General features: G+C 72.1%; 14 protein-coding genes and 1 pseudogene. 3 read left to right on the top strand and 12 right to left on the bottom strand.

Annotated features, from left to right (window positions below):
* Positions 1-23: 23 nt before the first annotated feature.
* Positions 24-752: an enoyl-CoA-hydratase DpgB gene (gene dpgB / locus ACFWZ2_RS39800; protein WP_384554412.1), complete on the top strand. Its 729-nt coding sequence runs from the start codon at positions 24-26 to the stop codon at positions 750-752.
* A complete protein-coding gene (dpgC, locus tag ACFWZ2_RS39795) occupies positions 749-2,107 on the top strand; it encodes a (3,5-dihydroxyphenyl)acetyl-CoA 1,2-dioxygenase DpgC (protein ID WP_384554399.1) in 1,359 nt (452 codons plus the stop codon). The genes dpgB and dpgC overlap by 4 nt, the downstream gene beginning before the upstream one ends.
* A gap of 60 nt (positions 2,108-2,167) precedes the next feature.
* Here dpgC and ACFWZ2_RS39790 read toward each other — a convergent pair whose 3' ends face one another.
* The 12 genes from ACFWZ2_RS39790 to ACFWZ2_RS39735 form a co-directional block, all read right to left on the bottom strand.
* A complete protein-coding gene (locus ACFWZ2_RS39790; protein WP_384554397.1) occupies positions 2,168-3,496 on the bottom strand; it encodes a M28 family metallopeptidase in 1,329 nt (442 codons plus the stop codon).
* A gap of 232 nt (positions 3,497-3,728) precedes the next feature.
* The gene (gene rbsD, locus ACFWZ2_RS39785) at positions 3,729-4,118 is read right to left on the bottom strand and encodes a D-ribose pyranase (RefSeq protein ID WP_384554395.1); all 390 of its coding nucleotides are present in this window, start codon (positions 4,116-4,118) and stop codon (positions 3,729-3,731) included.
* Positions 4,115-5,032 (bottom strand): ribokinase, encoded by a 918-nt coding sequence (locus ACFWZ2_RS39780; protein WP_384554393.1) that lies wholly within the window; start codon positions 5,030-5,032, stop codon positions 4,115-4,117. Before ACFWZ2_RS39780 ends, rbsD begins: the two co-directional genes overlap by 4 nt.
* Before the next feature lie 55 nt (positions 5,033-5,087).
* Positions 5,088-7,034, bottom strand: coding sequence for a substrate-binding domain-containing protein (locus ACFWZ2_RS39775; RefSeq protein ID WP_384554391.1), 1,947 nt, complete (start codon positions 7,032-7,034; stop codon positions 5,088-5,090).
* A complete protein-coding gene (locus tag ACFWZ2_RS39770) occupies positions 7,024-8,562 on the bottom strand; it encodes a sugar ABC transporter ATP-binding protein (RefSeq protein ID WP_384554410.1) in 1,539 nt (512 codons plus the stop codon). Before ACFWZ2_RS39770 ends, ACFWZ2_RS39775 begins: the two co-directional genes overlap by 11 nt.
* Before the next feature lie 14 nt (positions 8,563-8,576).
* The gene (locus ACFWZ2_RS39765) at positions 8,577-9,617 is read right to left on the bottom strand and encodes a LacI family DNA-binding transcriptional regulator (protein WP_384554389.1); all 1,041 of its coding nucleotides are present in this window, start codon (positions 9,615-9,617) and stop codon (positions 8,577-8,579) included.
* Between the two features lie 242 nt (positions 9,618-9,859).
* Positions 9,860-10,129: a hypothetical protein gene (locus ACFWZ2_RS39760; protein ID WP_384554387.1), complete on the bottom strand. Its 270-nt coding sequence runs from the start codon at positions 10,127-10,129 to the stop codon at positions 9,860-9,862.
* Positions 10,130-10,146: 17 nt separating this feature from the next.
* Complete coding sequence (locus tag ACFWZ2_RS39755) at positions 10,147-10,371, bottom strand: hypothetical protein (RefSeq protein ID WP_384554385.1); 225 nt, start codon at positions 10,369-10,371, stop codon at positions 10,147-10,149.
* Entirely contained in the window at positions 10,368-10,568 is a 201-nt protein-coding gene (locus tag ACFWZ2_RS39750; protein ID WP_384554383.1) for a hypothetical protein, read from the bottom strand. Before ACFWZ2_RS39750 ends, ACFWZ2_RS39755 begins: the two co-directional genes overlap by 4 nt.
* Before the next feature lie 133 nt (positions 10,569-10,701).
* Positions 10,702-11,952, bottom strand: coding sequence for a helix-turn-helix domain-containing protein (locus ACFWZ2_RS39745; RefSeq protein WP_384554381.1), 1,251 nt, complete (start codon positions 11,950-11,952; stop codon positions 10,702-10,704).
* A gap of 238 nt (positions 11,953-12,190) precedes the next feature.
* Complete coding sequence (locus ACFWZ2_RS39740) at positions 12,191-13,516, bottom strand: cytochrome P450 (protein WP_384554379.1); 1,326 nt, start codon at positions 13,514-13,516, stop codon at positions 12,191-12,193.
* Positions 13,513-14,325 carry an alpha/beta fold hydrolase gene (locus ACFWZ2_RS39735; RefSeq protein ID WP_384554408.1) on the bottom strand — a complete coding sequence of 271 codons (813 nt, stop codon included), beginning with the start codon at positions 14,323-14,325 and terminating at the stop codon, positions 13,513-13,515. Before ACFWZ2_RS39735 ends, ACFWZ2_RS39740 begins: the two co-directional genes overlap by 4 nt.
* Before the next feature lie 1,328 nt (positions 14,326-15,653).
* Between ACFWZ2_RS39735 and ACFWZ2_RS39730 the strand changes: the two are divergent.
* A pseudogene (locus tag ACFWZ2_RS39730) lies at positions 15,654-16,211 on the top strand (hypothetical protein); the annotation flags it as partial.

Genomic DNA, 16,211 nt, shown 5'->3' with positions numbered 1-16,211 from the left:
GATGGATGTGAAAGGCAGTGACGATGTTGCGGATGCGGCTCGACGCCTCCCAGGGCATGGCACGACTCACCGGGACGCTCACCGCGTTCCGTGAGCGGGCCGAGGACGAGCGGGCCACGGCGGCGGTGATCGAGGTCGGCGCGGGCCACGCGGACTGGCCGGGGCCCGTCGACGTCCACACGGTCAACAAGTGGGAGCGCGCCCTGCGCCAGTGGGAACGCCTCGACGCCGTCACTCTGGTCGCCGCGTCAGGGGCCTGCGGCGGCCCCGCGTTCGACCTGCTCCTCGCCGCGGACGTGCGGATCGCCACGCCCGACCTGCGCGTCACCCTGCCCACCGCGGCCGGCGGCTTCTGGCCCGGCATGGCCGTCCACCGGCTCGCCCACCGCATCGGCGTGTCACGCGCCCGCAGGCTGACGCTGTGCATGGCGGGGGCCGGGGCCCTGGAGGCGTACCAGGCCAAGGAGTTGGACATCGTCGACGAGATCACTGACGCGCTCGACGACCGCGTGGCCAAGGCCGTCGCGGGCAGTCCGTCCCGCGTCGAGGCCCGCCTGCTGCGCGGCCTGATCCTGGACGCGCCCGGCACCTCCTTCGAGGACGCCCTCGGCACCCATCTCGCGGCGTGCGACCGGGCGTTGCGGGCGGCGACGGCGGATGCGGAAGCGGCAACGGGAGGGGAAGGGGACCCGGCTTCCGCCCCGGCCGTTCCCCCGGTCCCCGCCCCCGCCGGATCGCGAGGCGGCCGATGACCTCCGCGTTGGCCGAAGCCTGGCGGCGGCCCGGTGCCGTGGCCGCGCGGGCCGAGAAGGTTCTGGCGGGGATGCCCGCCAAGGCCGACCGGACGGCCGGGGAGCAGGCGCGTGTCGATGACGCCGTGGACGAGGCGCGGCGGGCGCGCGCCGCGTTCATGGCCGAGCACGGGCAGGCCGTGTACGACGCGCTGACCGGACACCGCACCCGGTACCTCTGGCTGGACGAACTCGTCCTCGCCGCCGCGGAGGTGCTCGCGGGGCTCGTCCCGACCCGCGAGCAGCTGGCGGCCGAGTCCGTCCTCGCGCAGGCGGACAAGGAGGGCCGGGAGATCGACCAGGCCGTCTTCTTCGCCGGGGTGCTGCGCCAGGAACGGGCCGGGACCCATCTGATGGAGTCGCTGCTCCGCCCCACGGACCGCGCGCTCGCCCTGCTGCCCGAGTTCACCGAGCGGGGCAGTGTCGACCTGGGCCCCCTGCGCGTCGACCGCGTCGGCGCCGCCACCCATCTGACGGTGACGAGCCCGGCCGCGCTCAACGCCGAGGACAACGAACTGATCGCCGCCATGGACGTCGGCGTCGACCTGGCGCTCCTCGACGGACGGAGCAAGGCCGGGGTGCTGCGCGGCGGCGAGATGACGCATCCGCGCTACCAGGGCCGCCGCGTCTTCAGCGCGGGCATCAACCTCCGCCACCTCGACGCGGGCCGCATCTCGTACACGGACTTCCTGCTGCGCCGCGAACTGGGCTACATCAGCAAGCTGCAGCGCGGCCTGCTCCTGACCGACGGACAGGGCGACCCGGTCACCGACGGGAACGGCGAGCCGGTCAGGGTGCCCCGGCCGCACTGGTCGACGCGCACCGTGCAGAAGCCGTGGATCGCCGCCGTCGACACCTTCGCCATCGGCGGCGGCATGCAGCTCCTCTTCGCCTTCGACCGCGTGATCGCCGCCTCCGACGCCTACTTCAGCCTGCCCGCCGCGCAGGAGGGCATCATCCCGGGCGTGGCCAACCTGCGGCTGCCGCGCATCGCGGGCAACCGCCTCGCCCGCCAGGTCATCCTCTCCGGACGGCGCATCCACGCCGGGGAGCCGGAGGCCCGGCTGATCTGCGACGAGGTCGTCCCGCCCGAGGACGTCGGCACGGCGGTGGCGGCCGCCGTCGAGGAACTGTCGGCCCCCGCGGTGGTCGCGAACCGCAGGATGCTCGGCCTCGCCGAGGAGCCGCCGTCGGTGCTGCGCGCCTACCTGGCGGAGTTCGCCCTCCACCAGGGGCTGCGCCTGTACGCGCCGGACGTCCTGGAGAAGACGACGAAGTTCAGCGGGAAGCGGGCGGGCGCCAGCGGTACGCCCTGACGCTGCCGGTGCGTTGCCGGTGCCGGTGTTCAGCGACCACCGGCACCGGAGGCGCCGCTCCTAGAAGGTGAGCTTCCAGCTGTTGATGTAGCCCGTGTCCTGCGCCGCGACGTCCTGGACGCTCAGCTTCCAGGCGCCGTTGGCGGTCTCGCTCGACGCGTCGACCGTGTACGTCGCGATGATGTCGTCCGCCGAGTCGTTGCCGCTGGAGTTCTTCAGGCGGTAGGCGGTGCCGTCGGGTGCGAGCAGATCGATGACCACGTCGCCGCGCCAGGTGTGGCGGATGTCGACGCCGACCTTGAGGGTGGCGGGAGCGTTGCCGGTGCGGCCCGTCACGTTGACCGTCGAGGTCACCGCGGCGCCGTTGTCCGGGATGCTGACGTCGGTGGTGTTCTCGTAGCTGTCGCCGGGCGGCACGGAGGTGTCGGTGCCGAGGGTCCAGATGGCGTGGGCGATGGCGTCGCTGTTGCGGTCGAGGGCCGTGTCGTTGATGTTCGACGCGGTGTCGCAGGACGAGTGGTAGCAGCGGTCGAAGGCCTGGCCCGCCGTGCCGCCCCACTTCTGGGCCTGCGCGCTGGACTTGGTGCGCTCGGCGCCGGTGAACAGGCCGCCGACCGGGATGCCGACGTTCTTGAACGGGGCGTGGTCGGAGCGGCCGTCGCCCTCGGTCTCGATCTCGGTCGGGACGTTCAGGCCCGCGTAGTAGTCCTTGAACGTCTTCTCGATGGTGGGGTCGTCGTCGTAGACGAAGTAGCCCGGGTTGGGCGAGCCGATCATGTCGAAGTTCAGATAGCCGCTGACCTTCGAACGCTCCGTGGTGGGCAGGTTGTTGACGTAGTACCGCGAGCCGACCATGCCCAGCTCCTCGGCGCCCCACCAGGCGAACCGCAGATGCTTGGTGGGCTTGAGCTGCGCCCGCGAGACGGCGAGCGCGGTCTCCAGGACACCGGCCGAGCCCGAGCCGTTGTCGTTGATGCCCGGACCCGCGGAGACGCTGTCGAGGTGGGCGCCGGCCATCAGGACCTTGTTCGGGTCCCCGCCGGGCCAGTCGGCGACGAGGTTGTAGCCGGTGGCGCCGCTCGATGTGAACTGCTGGACGCTGGTGGTGAATCCGGCCGCGTCCAGCTTGCCCTTCACATAGTCGATGGAGGCCTTGTAGCCGGGCCTGCCGTGTGCGCGGTTGCCGCCGTTGGCCTGGGCGATGGACTGGAGCTGCGACAAGTGTGCCTTGACGTTGGCGAGCGGGATGTCCGGGGCCGCGAGCGTCGGCGAGGGCGCCGCGAGGGCGGCGGGCGCGGCGGTGGCGAGCAGCCCGGCGGCGGCGAGCGTGGCGACGCCCGCGGTGGTCCGTCTGAGGAGGCGGGGCAGGGCGGGTCTGGAGAGTCTCATGTGGGGCTCCGTATTCCGAACAGCGACAGGACGGAACGTACGAGGCGCCCTGCGACGCGGGTGCCGCAGGGCGCTGTGGAGCTGTGCGTTGCCTGATGGTGAGGGTGGGCCGATCCTCCGTCAAGGGCGGAATCCGGTCAGGGAGCGGGGTGTTGTGTCCGGATATCGGGCGTCCCCGGATAGCGGACGCCCCCGGGTAGCGGACGCACCCGGACGGCGGAGGCCCCCACCCTCAGAAGAACACCCCGCACCGCAGCAGCACATTCGCGTACGGCCGCGCCTCCCCGGTGCGGACCACCAGACGGGCGTCCGCCGCGCGGCGCTTCAGTTCCTCGTGCGCGATCAGGTCCAGCGCGGGGAGGCGCTCCGCGAGCAGCCGTGCCGTCGCCGGATTGGCCTCCCGTACTTCCAGGGCCGCCGTCCCGCCGTCCACCACCAGCTCGTCGAGCAGCCCGTCGAGGACCTCGGCGAAGGACGGGACCCCGGCACGGAACGCCAGGTCCACCACCCGCGGACCCGCCGGGATCGGCAGCCCCGCGTCGCAGACGAGGACGCCGTCGCCGTGCCCCAACTCGGCGAGCGCGCCCGCGAGATGGCGGTTCAGGATGCCGGACCTCTTCACGGGGACGGGACCTCCGGGGGAAGCTCCGAGGCCGTCGGGTAGGAGCTCTGCGCGCCTTCCCTGGTGACCGCCGCCGCGCCCACCCGCACCGCGTACGCCGCCGCCGTCGCCAGGTCGTCGCCGAGGCCGAGGCGCCAGCCGAGCGCCGCGGTGAACGCGTCGCCCGCGCCGGTCGTGTCCACCGCGTCGACCCGCGGACTCGGGACCCGTACGAAGGAGTCCGTGCGCCCGTCGGCGGTCAGCGCGCCCGCCGCGCCGAGCGTGATGACCACCGAGCGGGGGCCGAGCTTGAGGAGACCCCGCGCCCAGTCCTCGGGGGTGTCGCCGGCCGCGTCGCCGAGGACGACCCGGGCCTCGTGCTCGTTGACGACCAACGGGTCGCAGGCGGCGAGGACTTCGGCGGGCAGCTCGGCGGGCGGCGACGGGTTCAGCACGAAGCGGGTGCCGGGCCGCAGCGTGCGGACGACCTCGGCGACCGTGTCGAGGGGAATCTCCAGCTGGGCGGAGACCACCCGGGCCGCCGCGAGCAGGCTGCCCGCCGCGCGGATGTCGTCGGGGGTGAGGCGGGCGTTGGCGCCCGGCGACACCACGATGCTGTTGTCGCCCGACGGGTCGACCGTGATCAGTGCGACGCCGGTGGGCGCGCCGCCCACCAGGAGGCCCACCGTGTCGACCCCGGCCGCGCGCTGCGCGTCCAGGAGCAGCACGCCGTGGGCGTCGTCGCCGACCCGCGCGAGGAGCGCGGTGCGGGCGCCGAGCCGGGCCGCGGCGACCGCCTGGTTGCCGCCCTTGCCGCCCGGGTGGACGGCGAGGTCGGAGCCGAGGACCGTCTCGCCTGCCGCGGGGCGTCGCTCCACGCCGACCACCAGATCGGCGTTGGCGGAGCCCACGACCAGGAGGTCGTACTCGTTCATGTGGGGTTCCCTGCTTTCGTACGTGAGGAGGTGGCGGGCGGCGACGGGACCGCGGTCACGAGAAGTCGTCGACGTTCTTCGACGTCACGATCTTCACCGGCACCTTCACCATCTCCTTGACCTTCTTGCCCTGAGCCGCCCTGACCGCGTTCTGCACCGCGATCCTGCCGAGCTCCTTGGGCTGCTGCGCGACCGAGGCGTACAGCGTGCCCGCCTCGACGGCCTTGATCCCGTCGGGGGTTCCGTCGAAGCCGACCACCGGCACGGACGTGCCCGCCTTGTCGCCGAGCGCCTTGACCGCGCCGAGCGCCATCTCGTCGTTCTCGGCGAAGACGCCCCGCACGCCCTTGTGGGACTGGAGGAGGTTCGTCATGACGTCCAGGCCCTTGGTGCGGTCGAAGTCCGCGGGCTGCTTGGCGACGACGTCGATGCCGGGGTACGCCTTGATGCCCTCGGCGAAGCCCTGGCCGCGCTCGCGGCTGGCGGAGGTGCCCGCGGTGCCCTGGAGGACGACGATCTTCCCCTTGCCGCCGAGCTTCTCGGCGAGGGTCTTCGCCGCGAGCCTGCCGCCCGCGACGTTGTCGGAGGCGACCAGCGTGGCGGTCTCCGCCTTGTTCACGCCGCGGTCCGCCGCGACGACCGGGATGTCGGACTTGTTGGCGCCCCGCACGGCCGGGCCCGCCGCGTCGGAGTCCACCGGGTTGACGATGATCGACTTCACGCCCTCACCGGTGAAGTTCTGCAGCTGGTTGGACTGCTGGGACGCGTCGTTCTGCGCGTCGGTGACCGTCAGGTCGATGCCCGCCTTCTCGGCCTCGGCCTGCGCGCCCTCCTTCATCTGTACGAAGAAGGGGTTGTTCAGCGTGGACAGCGACATGCCGACCTTGGTCGTCGTGCCGGACGAGCCCTGGTTGAGGAAGGAGACCGCGCCGACCACGGCCGCGACGACCACCGCGGCGAGCGTGAACCGCACCGCCCGCGGCCCCTTGCGTCCGGCCGCTCCCGGGGCGCCCGAGGAGGCCCCGGGCGTCGCCCCCGCCTTGCGCCGCAGCGTGTCGAGGAGGACGGCGAGCGCGATGACGACGCCGATGACGACCTGCTGCCAGAAGGCGGACACCGAAAGGAGGTTGAGGCCGTTGCGGAGCACGGCGAGGATCAGCGCGCCCACCAGCGTGCCCGACGCCTTGCCGACGCCGCCCGCCAGGCTGGCGCCGCCGATCACGACCGCGGCGATCGCGTCCAGCTCGTAGCCCTGCGCGGCCTGCGGCTGCGCGGAGACGAGCCGGGAGGCGAGCACGATGCCCGCGACCGCGGCGAACAGGCCGGAGAGCCCGTAGATCACCAGCTTCTGGCGCTTCACCCGCAGCCCGGAGAGCCGCGCCGCCTCTTCGTTGCCGCCGATCGCGTACATGGCACGCCCGATGAACGTACGCCCGAGGACGACCGCGGTGACCAGGCCCATCCCGACCATCACGAGCACCGGCACCGGCAGCCAGCCGCCGACGGTGTCGCCGAGGTGCGAGACCGAGTCGGGGAAGGCGATCGGGCTGCCCTGGGAGATCACCAGGGAGAGGCCGCGCGCCACCGAGAGCATCGCCAGCGTCGCGATGAATGGCGGGAGTTTGCCGTACGAGACGAGCAGTCCGCTGACGAACCCGCAGGCTATGCCGGTCGCGACGGCGAGGACCACCGCGAGCCAGACCGGCAGCCCCTGCGACGTCGCCGACCAGGCGAGCACGGTCGCGGAGAGCGCCGCCACCGATCCCACCGACAGGTCGATGCCCGCCGAGACGATCACGAACGTCACACCGAACGCGAGGATCGCGGTGACGGCCGCCTGCACACCGACGTTGAGCAGGTTCTGGGTGGTCAGGAAGTCGCCCGAGAGCAGCGACATCGCCACGACCAGGACGATCAGGGCGCTGAGCGCGCCGTTGTCGAGCAGGACGCGGCGGAGCGAGGAGGCACCACCCGCGTCGCGCTTCAGGGTTTCAGTGGCCACGGGAGCCCTCCGCTTCGTGCGCTTCGTCGTTCTGTACGGCCGCGGCGCCGACGGCGAGTGCCATCACGGCGTCCTGGGTGGCTTCTTCCGCAGCGAGTTCACCGGCGATCCGGCCCTGCGCCATGACAAGCACCCGGTCGCTCATGCCGAGCACCTCGGGCAGATCGCTGGAGATCATCAGGACCGCGTGCCCGGAGGCCGTCAGCTCGTTGATGAGCTGGTAGATCTCGACCTTCGCGCCGACGTCGATGCCGCGCGTCGGCTCGTCGAGGATCAGCACCTTGATGTCCGCGAGCAGCCACTTGCCGATGACGACCTTCTGCTGGTTGCCGCCGGAGAGCGTCCGCACGTGCTGGCCGAGCCCCGCCATGCGTACGCCGAGCTGCTCGGCGACCCGGGCGGCCGCCCGCTGCTGCCCCTTGAGGTCCACGAGCCCGGCGCGGGTCGCCGAACGCAGCGTCACCAGGCCGAGGTTCTCCTGCACGGAGGCGTCGAGCAGCAGCCCCTGGCCCTTGCGGTCCTCCGGCACGAGGCCGATGCCCGCGCCCATCGCGGCGTTCACGTCGTGCCGGGGCAGCCGCTCACCGCGCACGCCGACGCTGCCCGCGTCGTACGGATCGGCACCGAAGACGGCACGCGCCACCTCGGTGCGCCCCGCGCCGACCAGGCCCGCGAGGCCGACGACCTCACCGGCCCGCACCTCGAAGCTGACGTCGTGGAAGACGCCGTTGCGGGTGAGCCCCTGCACGGACAGCAACGGGGGCCCGGCGTCCGGGCGTCGGCGCGGATACTGCTGCTCGATGCTGCGGCCCACCATCAGACGGACGAGTTCGTCCTCCGGGGTCGACGCGGGCACCTGGTCGATGCTGCGGCCGTCCCGCAGGACGGTGACGCGGTCGCCGAGCGCCGCGATCTCCTCCAGGTGGTGGGTGATGAAGACGATGCCGACACCGTCCTCGCGCAGCGTGCGGACGATCCCGAAGAGCTTGTCGACCTCCTCGGAGGTGAGGACCGCGGTCGGTTCGTCCATGATCAGGACGCGCGCCCGCAGGCTGAGCGCCTTGGCGATCTCGACCATCTGGAGCCGTGCGATGCCCAGTTCACGCACCTTGGCGCGCGGCGACACCGGCAGACCGACGCGCCGCAGCAGCTCGGCGGCCTCGTCCTCCATCCGCTTCCGGTCGATCATCCCGAACCGGCGCGGCTGCCTGCCGAGGAAGATGTTCTCGGCCACCGTCAGTTCGGGGACCAGGTTGAACTCCTGGTAGATGGTGGCGATGCCGAGCTGCTCGGCGTCCTGCGCGCCATGGATGCGGACCTCCTGCCCGTCCACGACGACGCGGCCGCTGTCCGGCCGGTACGCGCCGGACAGCATCTTGATCAGGGTGCTCTTGCCCGCGCCGTTCTCGCCGAGCAGGACGTGCACCTCCCCGCGCCGCAGATCGAAGTCGACGGAGTCGAGCGCGACGACGCCGGGGAACGTCTTGCGGATGCCTTCGATGCGCAGCACCTCGTCCGCGTGACGCATCTCGTCCGTCCGGCTCACCGGCTGCTCCTTTCCTGGCTGGGGGCGGGCTCGCCGCAGGAACGCCGTACGACCAGGCGGGCCGGCAGGGTCACGGAGCGCGGGCTCCTGCCCTCGATCCGGTCGACCAGCGCCCGTACGGCGGCCCGTCCGAGGTCACCGGTCGGCTGGGCGATCGCGGTCACCGGCGGATCGGTGTGCACGAACCACGGGATGTCGTCGAACGCGGCGAGCCCGATGTCGTGCGGGACGCGCAGGCCGTGCGCGCGGATCGCGTCGAGGGCGCCGAGCGCCATCAAGTTGTCGGCGGCGAAGACGACTTCGGGCGGCTCGGGGAGCGCGAGGAAACGCTCGGTGGCCCGGCGGCCGCTGTCGGCCTGGAAGTCGCCCTGGCCGATGTAGGCGTCGGGCAGCGCGATGCCGTGCTCGCGCAGCGCGTCCCGGAAGGCGTCGACGCGCTCGCTTCCCGTGGTGGTGGCGGCCGGGCCCGCGATGATGGCGAGCCTGCGGTGACCGAGCCCGTGCAGATGCGCGACCAGATCCCGTACGGCCGTGCGCCCGTCGGAGCGGACCACCGGGACGTCGAGTCCCGGGATCCACCGGTCCACGAACACCATCGGCGTCCCGGCGCGCGCGGCGTCGAGCATCAGCGGGGAGCCGCCGTCGGTGGGGGAGACGAGCAGACCGTCGATCCGCCGGTCGAGCAGGGTGCGTACGTGATGGTCCTGCAGCTCGGGCCGCTCGTCGGCGTTGCCGATGATCACGCTGTAACCGAGCGCCCGCGCGGCCTCCTCGACGGACCGGGCAAGCTCCGTGAAGTAGGGATTGAGCACGTCGCTGATCACCAGCCCGAGCGTCCGCGTCTGGTCGGTGCGCAGCGAGCGGGCGACGGCGTTGGGCCGGTAGCCCAGCGACTCCACGGCGGCGAGCACGCGGGCGCGGGACGCGGGACTGACCGAGGGGTGACTGTTGAGCACCCGCGACACCGTGGCCACGGAGACCCCGGCCTCGGCGGCCACATCCTTGATCCCCACGGACCCGGAACTGCTCGGCGGCATCGGTCCACCTCCTTGTGGAATCGATTACACAAGGATTGGAAACGATTACACGTGCGTGTGGCAAGGGGTGGGAGGGGGAGCGAGACCGGATCGTGATCGAGGGGGGCGGGTGAGCGGGGGCGAGTGGGGGGCGGGTCGACCGGAGGGGGCCGCCGGGCTGTCCCGGCACGGTGGCCCCCTCCGCCCGGCTCAGTCGTCCCCCTGCCTCACGCCCCTCACGCCCCTCACGCCCCTCACGCCCCTCACGCCCCTCGCGCCGTCACCCTCGCCACGTGCGCCGGTTCCAGCCCGGCGGGCGGGCCGGCGGGGGGCTCCATGACCGCGTAGTCCACGAAGGTCCGGCGATAGCGCGTGTGCCCGGTCTCCTGCGTGTGGCGGCGCTGCCACTCCTCGACCGGCCCCGGGTCGACGTGGCGTCCGGAGACGGCGCCGCAGTCGGCGTCATCCCCCGCCACGCAGCGGGCTTCGTACTCGGGTGCGGCGTAGGGGTCCTGCACCAGGGCGTAGGGCACGTACCGAAAGGTCCGCCTCACCGCGAACCCCCGTTGCTGCTACGGGCGTTGGCCCGTGCGATTCGGTCGCCGAGGAGATCGGACTGAGTGACGGGCCGGACGTGTTCGGGCTTGACATCCCACTCGCACCCGCCGTGCACGGGGCGGAGTTGGAGGTAGGAGCCGAGGTGGTCCATCACCACGCCTACCCGGTTGTGGATCGTGTCGCGGACGGTGTCGCCGATGGTGTGGTCATCGCTCATCGGGCCGTCACCTCCGCGCCGTGACTCCAGCGGGGGCCGATGTCCTCACCCCGCAACTCGGGCACGCGCGGCAGGCACCCGGTCGGTGGGCCGGTGGGCAGCGCGGCCGGGGACGACGCGGCGGCGCGGTGGCGTCCCGATGCGGGGAACAGCAGCCGCCACAGCGGCTCGAAGATACGGGCGATACAGTGCGCCATGTCGACCTGCTTCCCTCAGGTGGGCCACGCCCCCGGGCCGCCGCACGCGGTCGCGGGGGTCTCTGGCAGTCGTTGGACAACTGACCGTAGGACCCATGAGGAAGGAGAGGGGGCACACTTTGTACCCCCTCGTTCACGCCGCCAATACGCCGATCTTTACGGCTAGTTCACTTGCCCGGCGCCGTTGTGCCGGGCTCTTCGACTCTGCTTCTTCCAAGACGATGCGCTTGGCGTAGCCGTTGTATCGGATGGTTTCCGGCGCCGCTTCGTACGCCTTGTCGAGCGCAGCCAGGGCCGCTTCTGTCTGCCCGTCCAGCTGGTAGCCGCGCGCTTCCTCGATCCGGTGCCGTGCGCGCCGGGGGCGCGAAGGGATGGTTGTGGTGTCGGCGGCTGCCGCCTGTCGAACGCTCTCCGGCCCTGCATGCGACTCGACCGCAATGGTGACCGCGTGTGCCCCCATGACGGCCTGAGAGAAGGAAGTCACAGGGTGGTAGTAGTCGACGGGCAGCCGATCGGCCACGGCGCGCGCGGTATCCCAGTAGCGCCAAGCGGTTCCTGTGTCGCCCCTACGAGCTGCGGTATATCCAGCCTCGAATTGCAGAGCCCCGGTAATGGCGAGTACATCGTTACTCGCGTCCGGAAGATGCGGTTCGAGATAGCGAATAGTCTCCAGGTTCACGGCGTCCGCCGCATCGAAGTGCGCCTGTCCGCTGTCGCGGTGCGCTTGCGTCGCGAGCCATGCCGAGATGCCAATGGAGTGCGGATCTTCGGATTCCTGCGCTGCGACCATCCCGCGCTCGACCACTCGCCACAACAGTGATGAGTCGGGCTGGTACGCGATGAAGAACTGACTCAGGCTGTAGACCTCGGACAGGAGCCCTTGCGCCTGGCGCCGCTCGCTCGCCGAGTCGGCTTGCAGCACCGCGAGTTGCGCATCCCGGATGAGGTCCGGCAGGAGAGCGCCGACGACGTCCCGGTGATTGGGGGCCGAGTGCCGGGCGTGCCATGCTCGCACAAGCCGTTCCCGGAGGTGCGCGGAGCTCGGCGCCTCCCGCTGTGTGGTCAACGGGAATGCATTGATTGCTTTCCGGACCTGGGGCAGTCGTGCGTGTCCCGGACCGGTGAACAGGCTGATGTGCATGGACTGATCTCCTGTGAGATCAGAGAGGTCTCGAACCCTGAGCGCCTCTGCGATCCGCAACACCATCGGCAGCTTGGGCATGTGCAGGCGCCCGCCCTCAACTTGCTTGACCCAGCTTGGCGACATTCCCAGCAGGCCGGCTAGAACGTCACGACTCATTCCGCGACGGGTCCGGAGGATCTGCATGCGTTGACCGAACGCAACCGGCTCCATGAACGGGTCGGGGGTAGCATCTGGAGACACGGCCTTGCCCCTCTCTGTGCAGCTCGTCACTGTCAGAGTACGGGGGCGGGGTCGCACTTGTTTGGTCCCTTGGAGGAGTCCACCGGATGCGCTCGACGCCCGAGCGGCCACCCATGCGGCGTGCTGCTTGGTGGAGTCGAGCGCTGCACCCTTGCTGACCTGTGCGGACGCTGGGTGTGACTATCGAACCTCAAGATCGAGCCCCGGCCACTGGCCGGAGGGGGATGCGTGAAGCAGCCTACGTGGGGGCCTCGAACCGCAGCGACTTCAGGCCGTTGATGAAGTGCGACACGAGACGCCGGGGCGGTGCCGCGAGACGCAGTGCGGGCAGGGTGCGGGTGATCTCCTCGTAGAACACCCGGAGTTGGAGGCGGGCGAAGTGCGCGCCCAGGCAGACGTGCGGGCCCTCGCCGAACGCCACATGGGGGTTGGGCGAGCGGGACAGGTCGAGGCGGTGCGGGTCGGTGAAGACGCGTTCGTCGTGGTGGGCGGAGGCGTGGAACACCACCACCTTGTCGCCCGCCGCGATCCGGGTCCCCGCGAGCTCCGTGTCACGGGCCGCCGTGCGGCGGAAGCTCAGCACCGGCGGGTGGTGGCGCAGGAGTTCGTCCACCGCCGTGCCGGTGCCGACGTCACCGCGGCGCAGCCGCGCGTACTCGCCGGGGTGGCCGGCGAGCGCGAGCAGCCTGCCGGGTGCCGCGGAGCGGACGGTGTCGTTGCCCGCGACGGTGAGCAGGAAGAAGAACATCTCCAGTTCCTGCTCGGTGAGTTCGGGGTCGCAGGCGAGGGTCGTCATGATGTCGTGGTCGTCGTGGTCGCCGGCAGGCCTGGCGCCGTCGCCGGTACGTCCTGCGCCGACGCCGCCGGGACGCCGCCGCTTGTCCGCGGCCAGGGCGCGCGCGTAGTCGAACATGTCGCGCAGCTGCGCGGGGGAGCGCGGATTGACCGGCTTCCCGTCGGGGCCGAGGACCGGCGCGGTGGCCTCGTCCGGATCCTGGTAGCCGATGACGCGCCGCGTCCAGTGCAGCAGCAGGCCGCGGTCGGCCGGTGGTACGCCGAGCAGATCGGCGAGATTGAGCAGGGCGTACTCGTCGGTGACCGCGGAGACGACGTCGAAGGTCCCGTCCGTGTCCCCGGCCCGCCGCACGGCCGCGGCGATCAGCGACCTCGCCCGCTCGCGGGCCCGCGCCTCGAACCGGTCGACGCGCCGCGGCGTGAACGCCCGGCTGACCAGCCTGCGCAACCGCCCGTGGTCCGGGGGATCTTGATTGAGCATCATGCGCCGGATGAAGGGCAGGTCCGCCGGGTCCGGGTCCCGGATCTGGGTGGCGCCCAGATGCGAGGAGAAGGTGCCGGAATCCTTCAGGACGCGGACCACGTCGGCGTGCCGGGTGACCGCCCAGAAGCCGGGACCCGCGGGCCAGCCGAGCACGGCCCTCTCCTCCTGCCAGGCCACCGGGTGGTGGTCGCGCAGGACGCGGTACCGGTCGTGGGGGATGCCCTCGGCGTACAGGCGGGGATCGAAGACGTCGGGTACGAGGGGCGGCGCGCTGTGCGGACTCATGCGGAGGCGCCCTCACCCCCGGCCCCTGCCTCGTCCCCGTTCTCGTCCGCACGGAGGAAGTCCTCGACGGTGCGGATCAGTTCGAGGGGCACCTCGTCCATCGCGTAGTGCCCGGCCGACGGCAGCTCGACGAGTTCTCCCCGGGGGTACGACCGCAGCCACGTCTCCCGCATCAGGTCCGACGAGAGCGCGGGGTCGAGCGCGCCCGTGACGACGAGCGCGGGCACGTCCGCGCCGTCCACCTCGGTGTGGAAGTCCTCACCCGCCCAGGAGTCCAGCCAGGCGCGGAACGCCTTCGGGTCGCTCACCGCGAGGGAGCGGTCCACCATGCGGTCGAGCCAGGCGCCGGGGCGTACACCGCTGGTGGTGAAGTCGATGATGGTGCGCCGGTTCTCCGGTACGTGCGCCGCGGAGGCGAACAACTCCCACTGCTCCGGGGTGAGTTGCAGGCCTTGAGCGGGTACGGGCGACACGCCGACCAGGCGCCGTACCCGGTGCGGCGCGGCGACCAGGACGCGCTGGGCCACGCAGGCGCCCATGGAGTGGCCGATCAGCGAGAACCGCTCCCAGCCGAGCCGGTCGGCCAGGTCGAGGACGTCGGCCGCCCCCTCGGCCGTGGTGAAGGAGCCGACGGCGCCCTTGGCCTCGCCGTAGCCGCGCAGGTCCACCGCCGCGTACTGGAACGCGCCGAGGTCGAGGTCGGCGAGGAGCGGCGCGTACGCCGACCGGTCGGCGAGCCACCCGTGCACCGCGACGACCTTGTGCGGGCCCTCGCCGAGCAGGGTGTGGGGAAGCAGGAAGGAGGCCACGTCGACTCCGATCACAGGCACCGTCGGACGACGCCGGTCGGCGCCGGCCCGCGACCACGGTGGCCTCAACTCCCGTGCTGCGCAAGGGCGCACGGCCGCGCGCGCACGGAGGTGAGGGGCGATGCCGAGGAGACGGGGGTGAACTTGCCGGACGGCCTGCGGGCCGACGCCGTGGTTGGTCAGAATGTGGCATGGCCATCCGTCGCCTCAGCTACCGGCTCGGCCAGGAGCCGCACACCGGAACCACCCGCCTGATCCCGGCGTCCGCGTCCGCGTCCACGCGAGGAGCGCAGGGCCAGCACCCTGCGGAACCGGGCGAGCCAGACGCCGCCGCGGTCGCTGTCGCTGTCGCTGTCGCCGTCGCGGTCGAGCGGGTCGTCGGGATGTGGGTCGACGGGGATGCGGCGAGCGAGGAGGCGGGAAGCGCCGGTGCGGGGATCGACCTTGCAGGGAGCGACCTTGCGGGTTGTGGCGCGGGGGGTGCCCGCGCGGGCGACGGCGTGAGCAGTGAGGGCGTGAGCGGCGAGAGCGCGGGTGGCGAGAGCGCGGGTGGTGGTGGCGCCGGGTGTGACCGTGCGGGCGGCAGTGCGGCGGGTGACCGTGCAGGTGGCGGCGGCGCGAGCGGTGACGCCACGGACCTCAACGGCACGGGTCCCGACGCTCCGTACCCCAACGCTCCGTACCCCAACGCAACGGACGCCAACGCCACGGACCTCAACGGCACGGGTCCCAACGCTCCGTACTCAAACGCTTCGGATCCCAACGCAACGGACGCCAACGCCACGGATCCCAACGCTCCGTACCCCAACGGTCCGTACTTCAACGCAACAGACACCAACGCAACGGACCCCAACGCCAGGACAGCCGCTGCCATCCCGGCCGAGGCCCCGGCTACCGACGCCCCGGTCGACAACGCCCCACCAGCCCGCCCCCCGGCCGCCGAAACCCCACCTACCAGCACCCCACCCAGCAGCACCCCACCCAGCAGCACCCCGCCCACCAGCACCCCGCCCACCAGCACCCCGCCCACCAGCACCCCGCCCACCAGCACCCCACCCACCAGCACCTCCCCCACCAACCCCCCAGACACCTTCCCCACCAACCCCCCAGACACCACCCCCTCCGACCTGAGCTACACCCTCCTCCCCGACGGAGGTCGCCTGCTGTGCGCCACCCTTCCGGGGCGGCGCGTGGAGGCCCTGCATCTTGGGGCCGATACGCCGGGGCCCGGCCCCATGTGGCCCATCGACACCTGGGGTTCGCCCGCCTGGTGGCAGGGCGGTGCGCAGGATGTGTTCGGGGCGGGGTTCGTGGAGAGTGGGCTGCCGGTGCCTGAACGGCCCCTGGGCGAGGCGCACTTCGGCCGTGAGGTGCTCGTCGAGTTCGCGCGGGAGCGGGCGGGGCGGGTTGCGGCGTTTTTGTCTGATGTGCGGCGACTCTTCGATGATCCCGCGGGGCGGCAGATCGTACTTGTGGAGCGGGATCCGGGGGCCGTGGCCCGGTGGGTGGCTCTGGCCTGTGCGTCGTTGCCCGAGGCGTATGTCCCCGCGTTGACGTTCACCACCTGGGCCAGGGACCCGTGGCGGGCCCCGCAGCAGATCATCGGCGTGGGGCCGGACGCCGGGTTCGACCGTTCCGATGAGGCGACCCTCGCGTATCTGTTCCGCGTGTACGACGCCACGGGCGGCCCGGAGAGTCCGCCCGCGGAGACGGACGCGTGGGCCGAGCTGACGGCGGAGCGGTGGATCGCGGGGAGTCCGCCGCGCCCCGGGCCCGGAGCGGGCGGCGGGGCGGAGGCTCCCTTCGCGCTGATCCCCCTGATCCTCGGCGGGCTCCCGGGCACCCCGGACGCGGAGCAGGCCACCGCACCGCCCCCCGGCGAGATC

Source organism: Streptomyces sp. NPDC059002, from assembly GCF_042740435.1.
In the GTDB taxonomy this organism is placed as follows: domain Bacteria; phylum Actinomycetota; class Actinomycetes; order Streptomycetales; family Streptomycetaceae; genus Streptomyces.
This window is presented reverse-complemented; position numbering and strand designations above follow the sequence as displayed.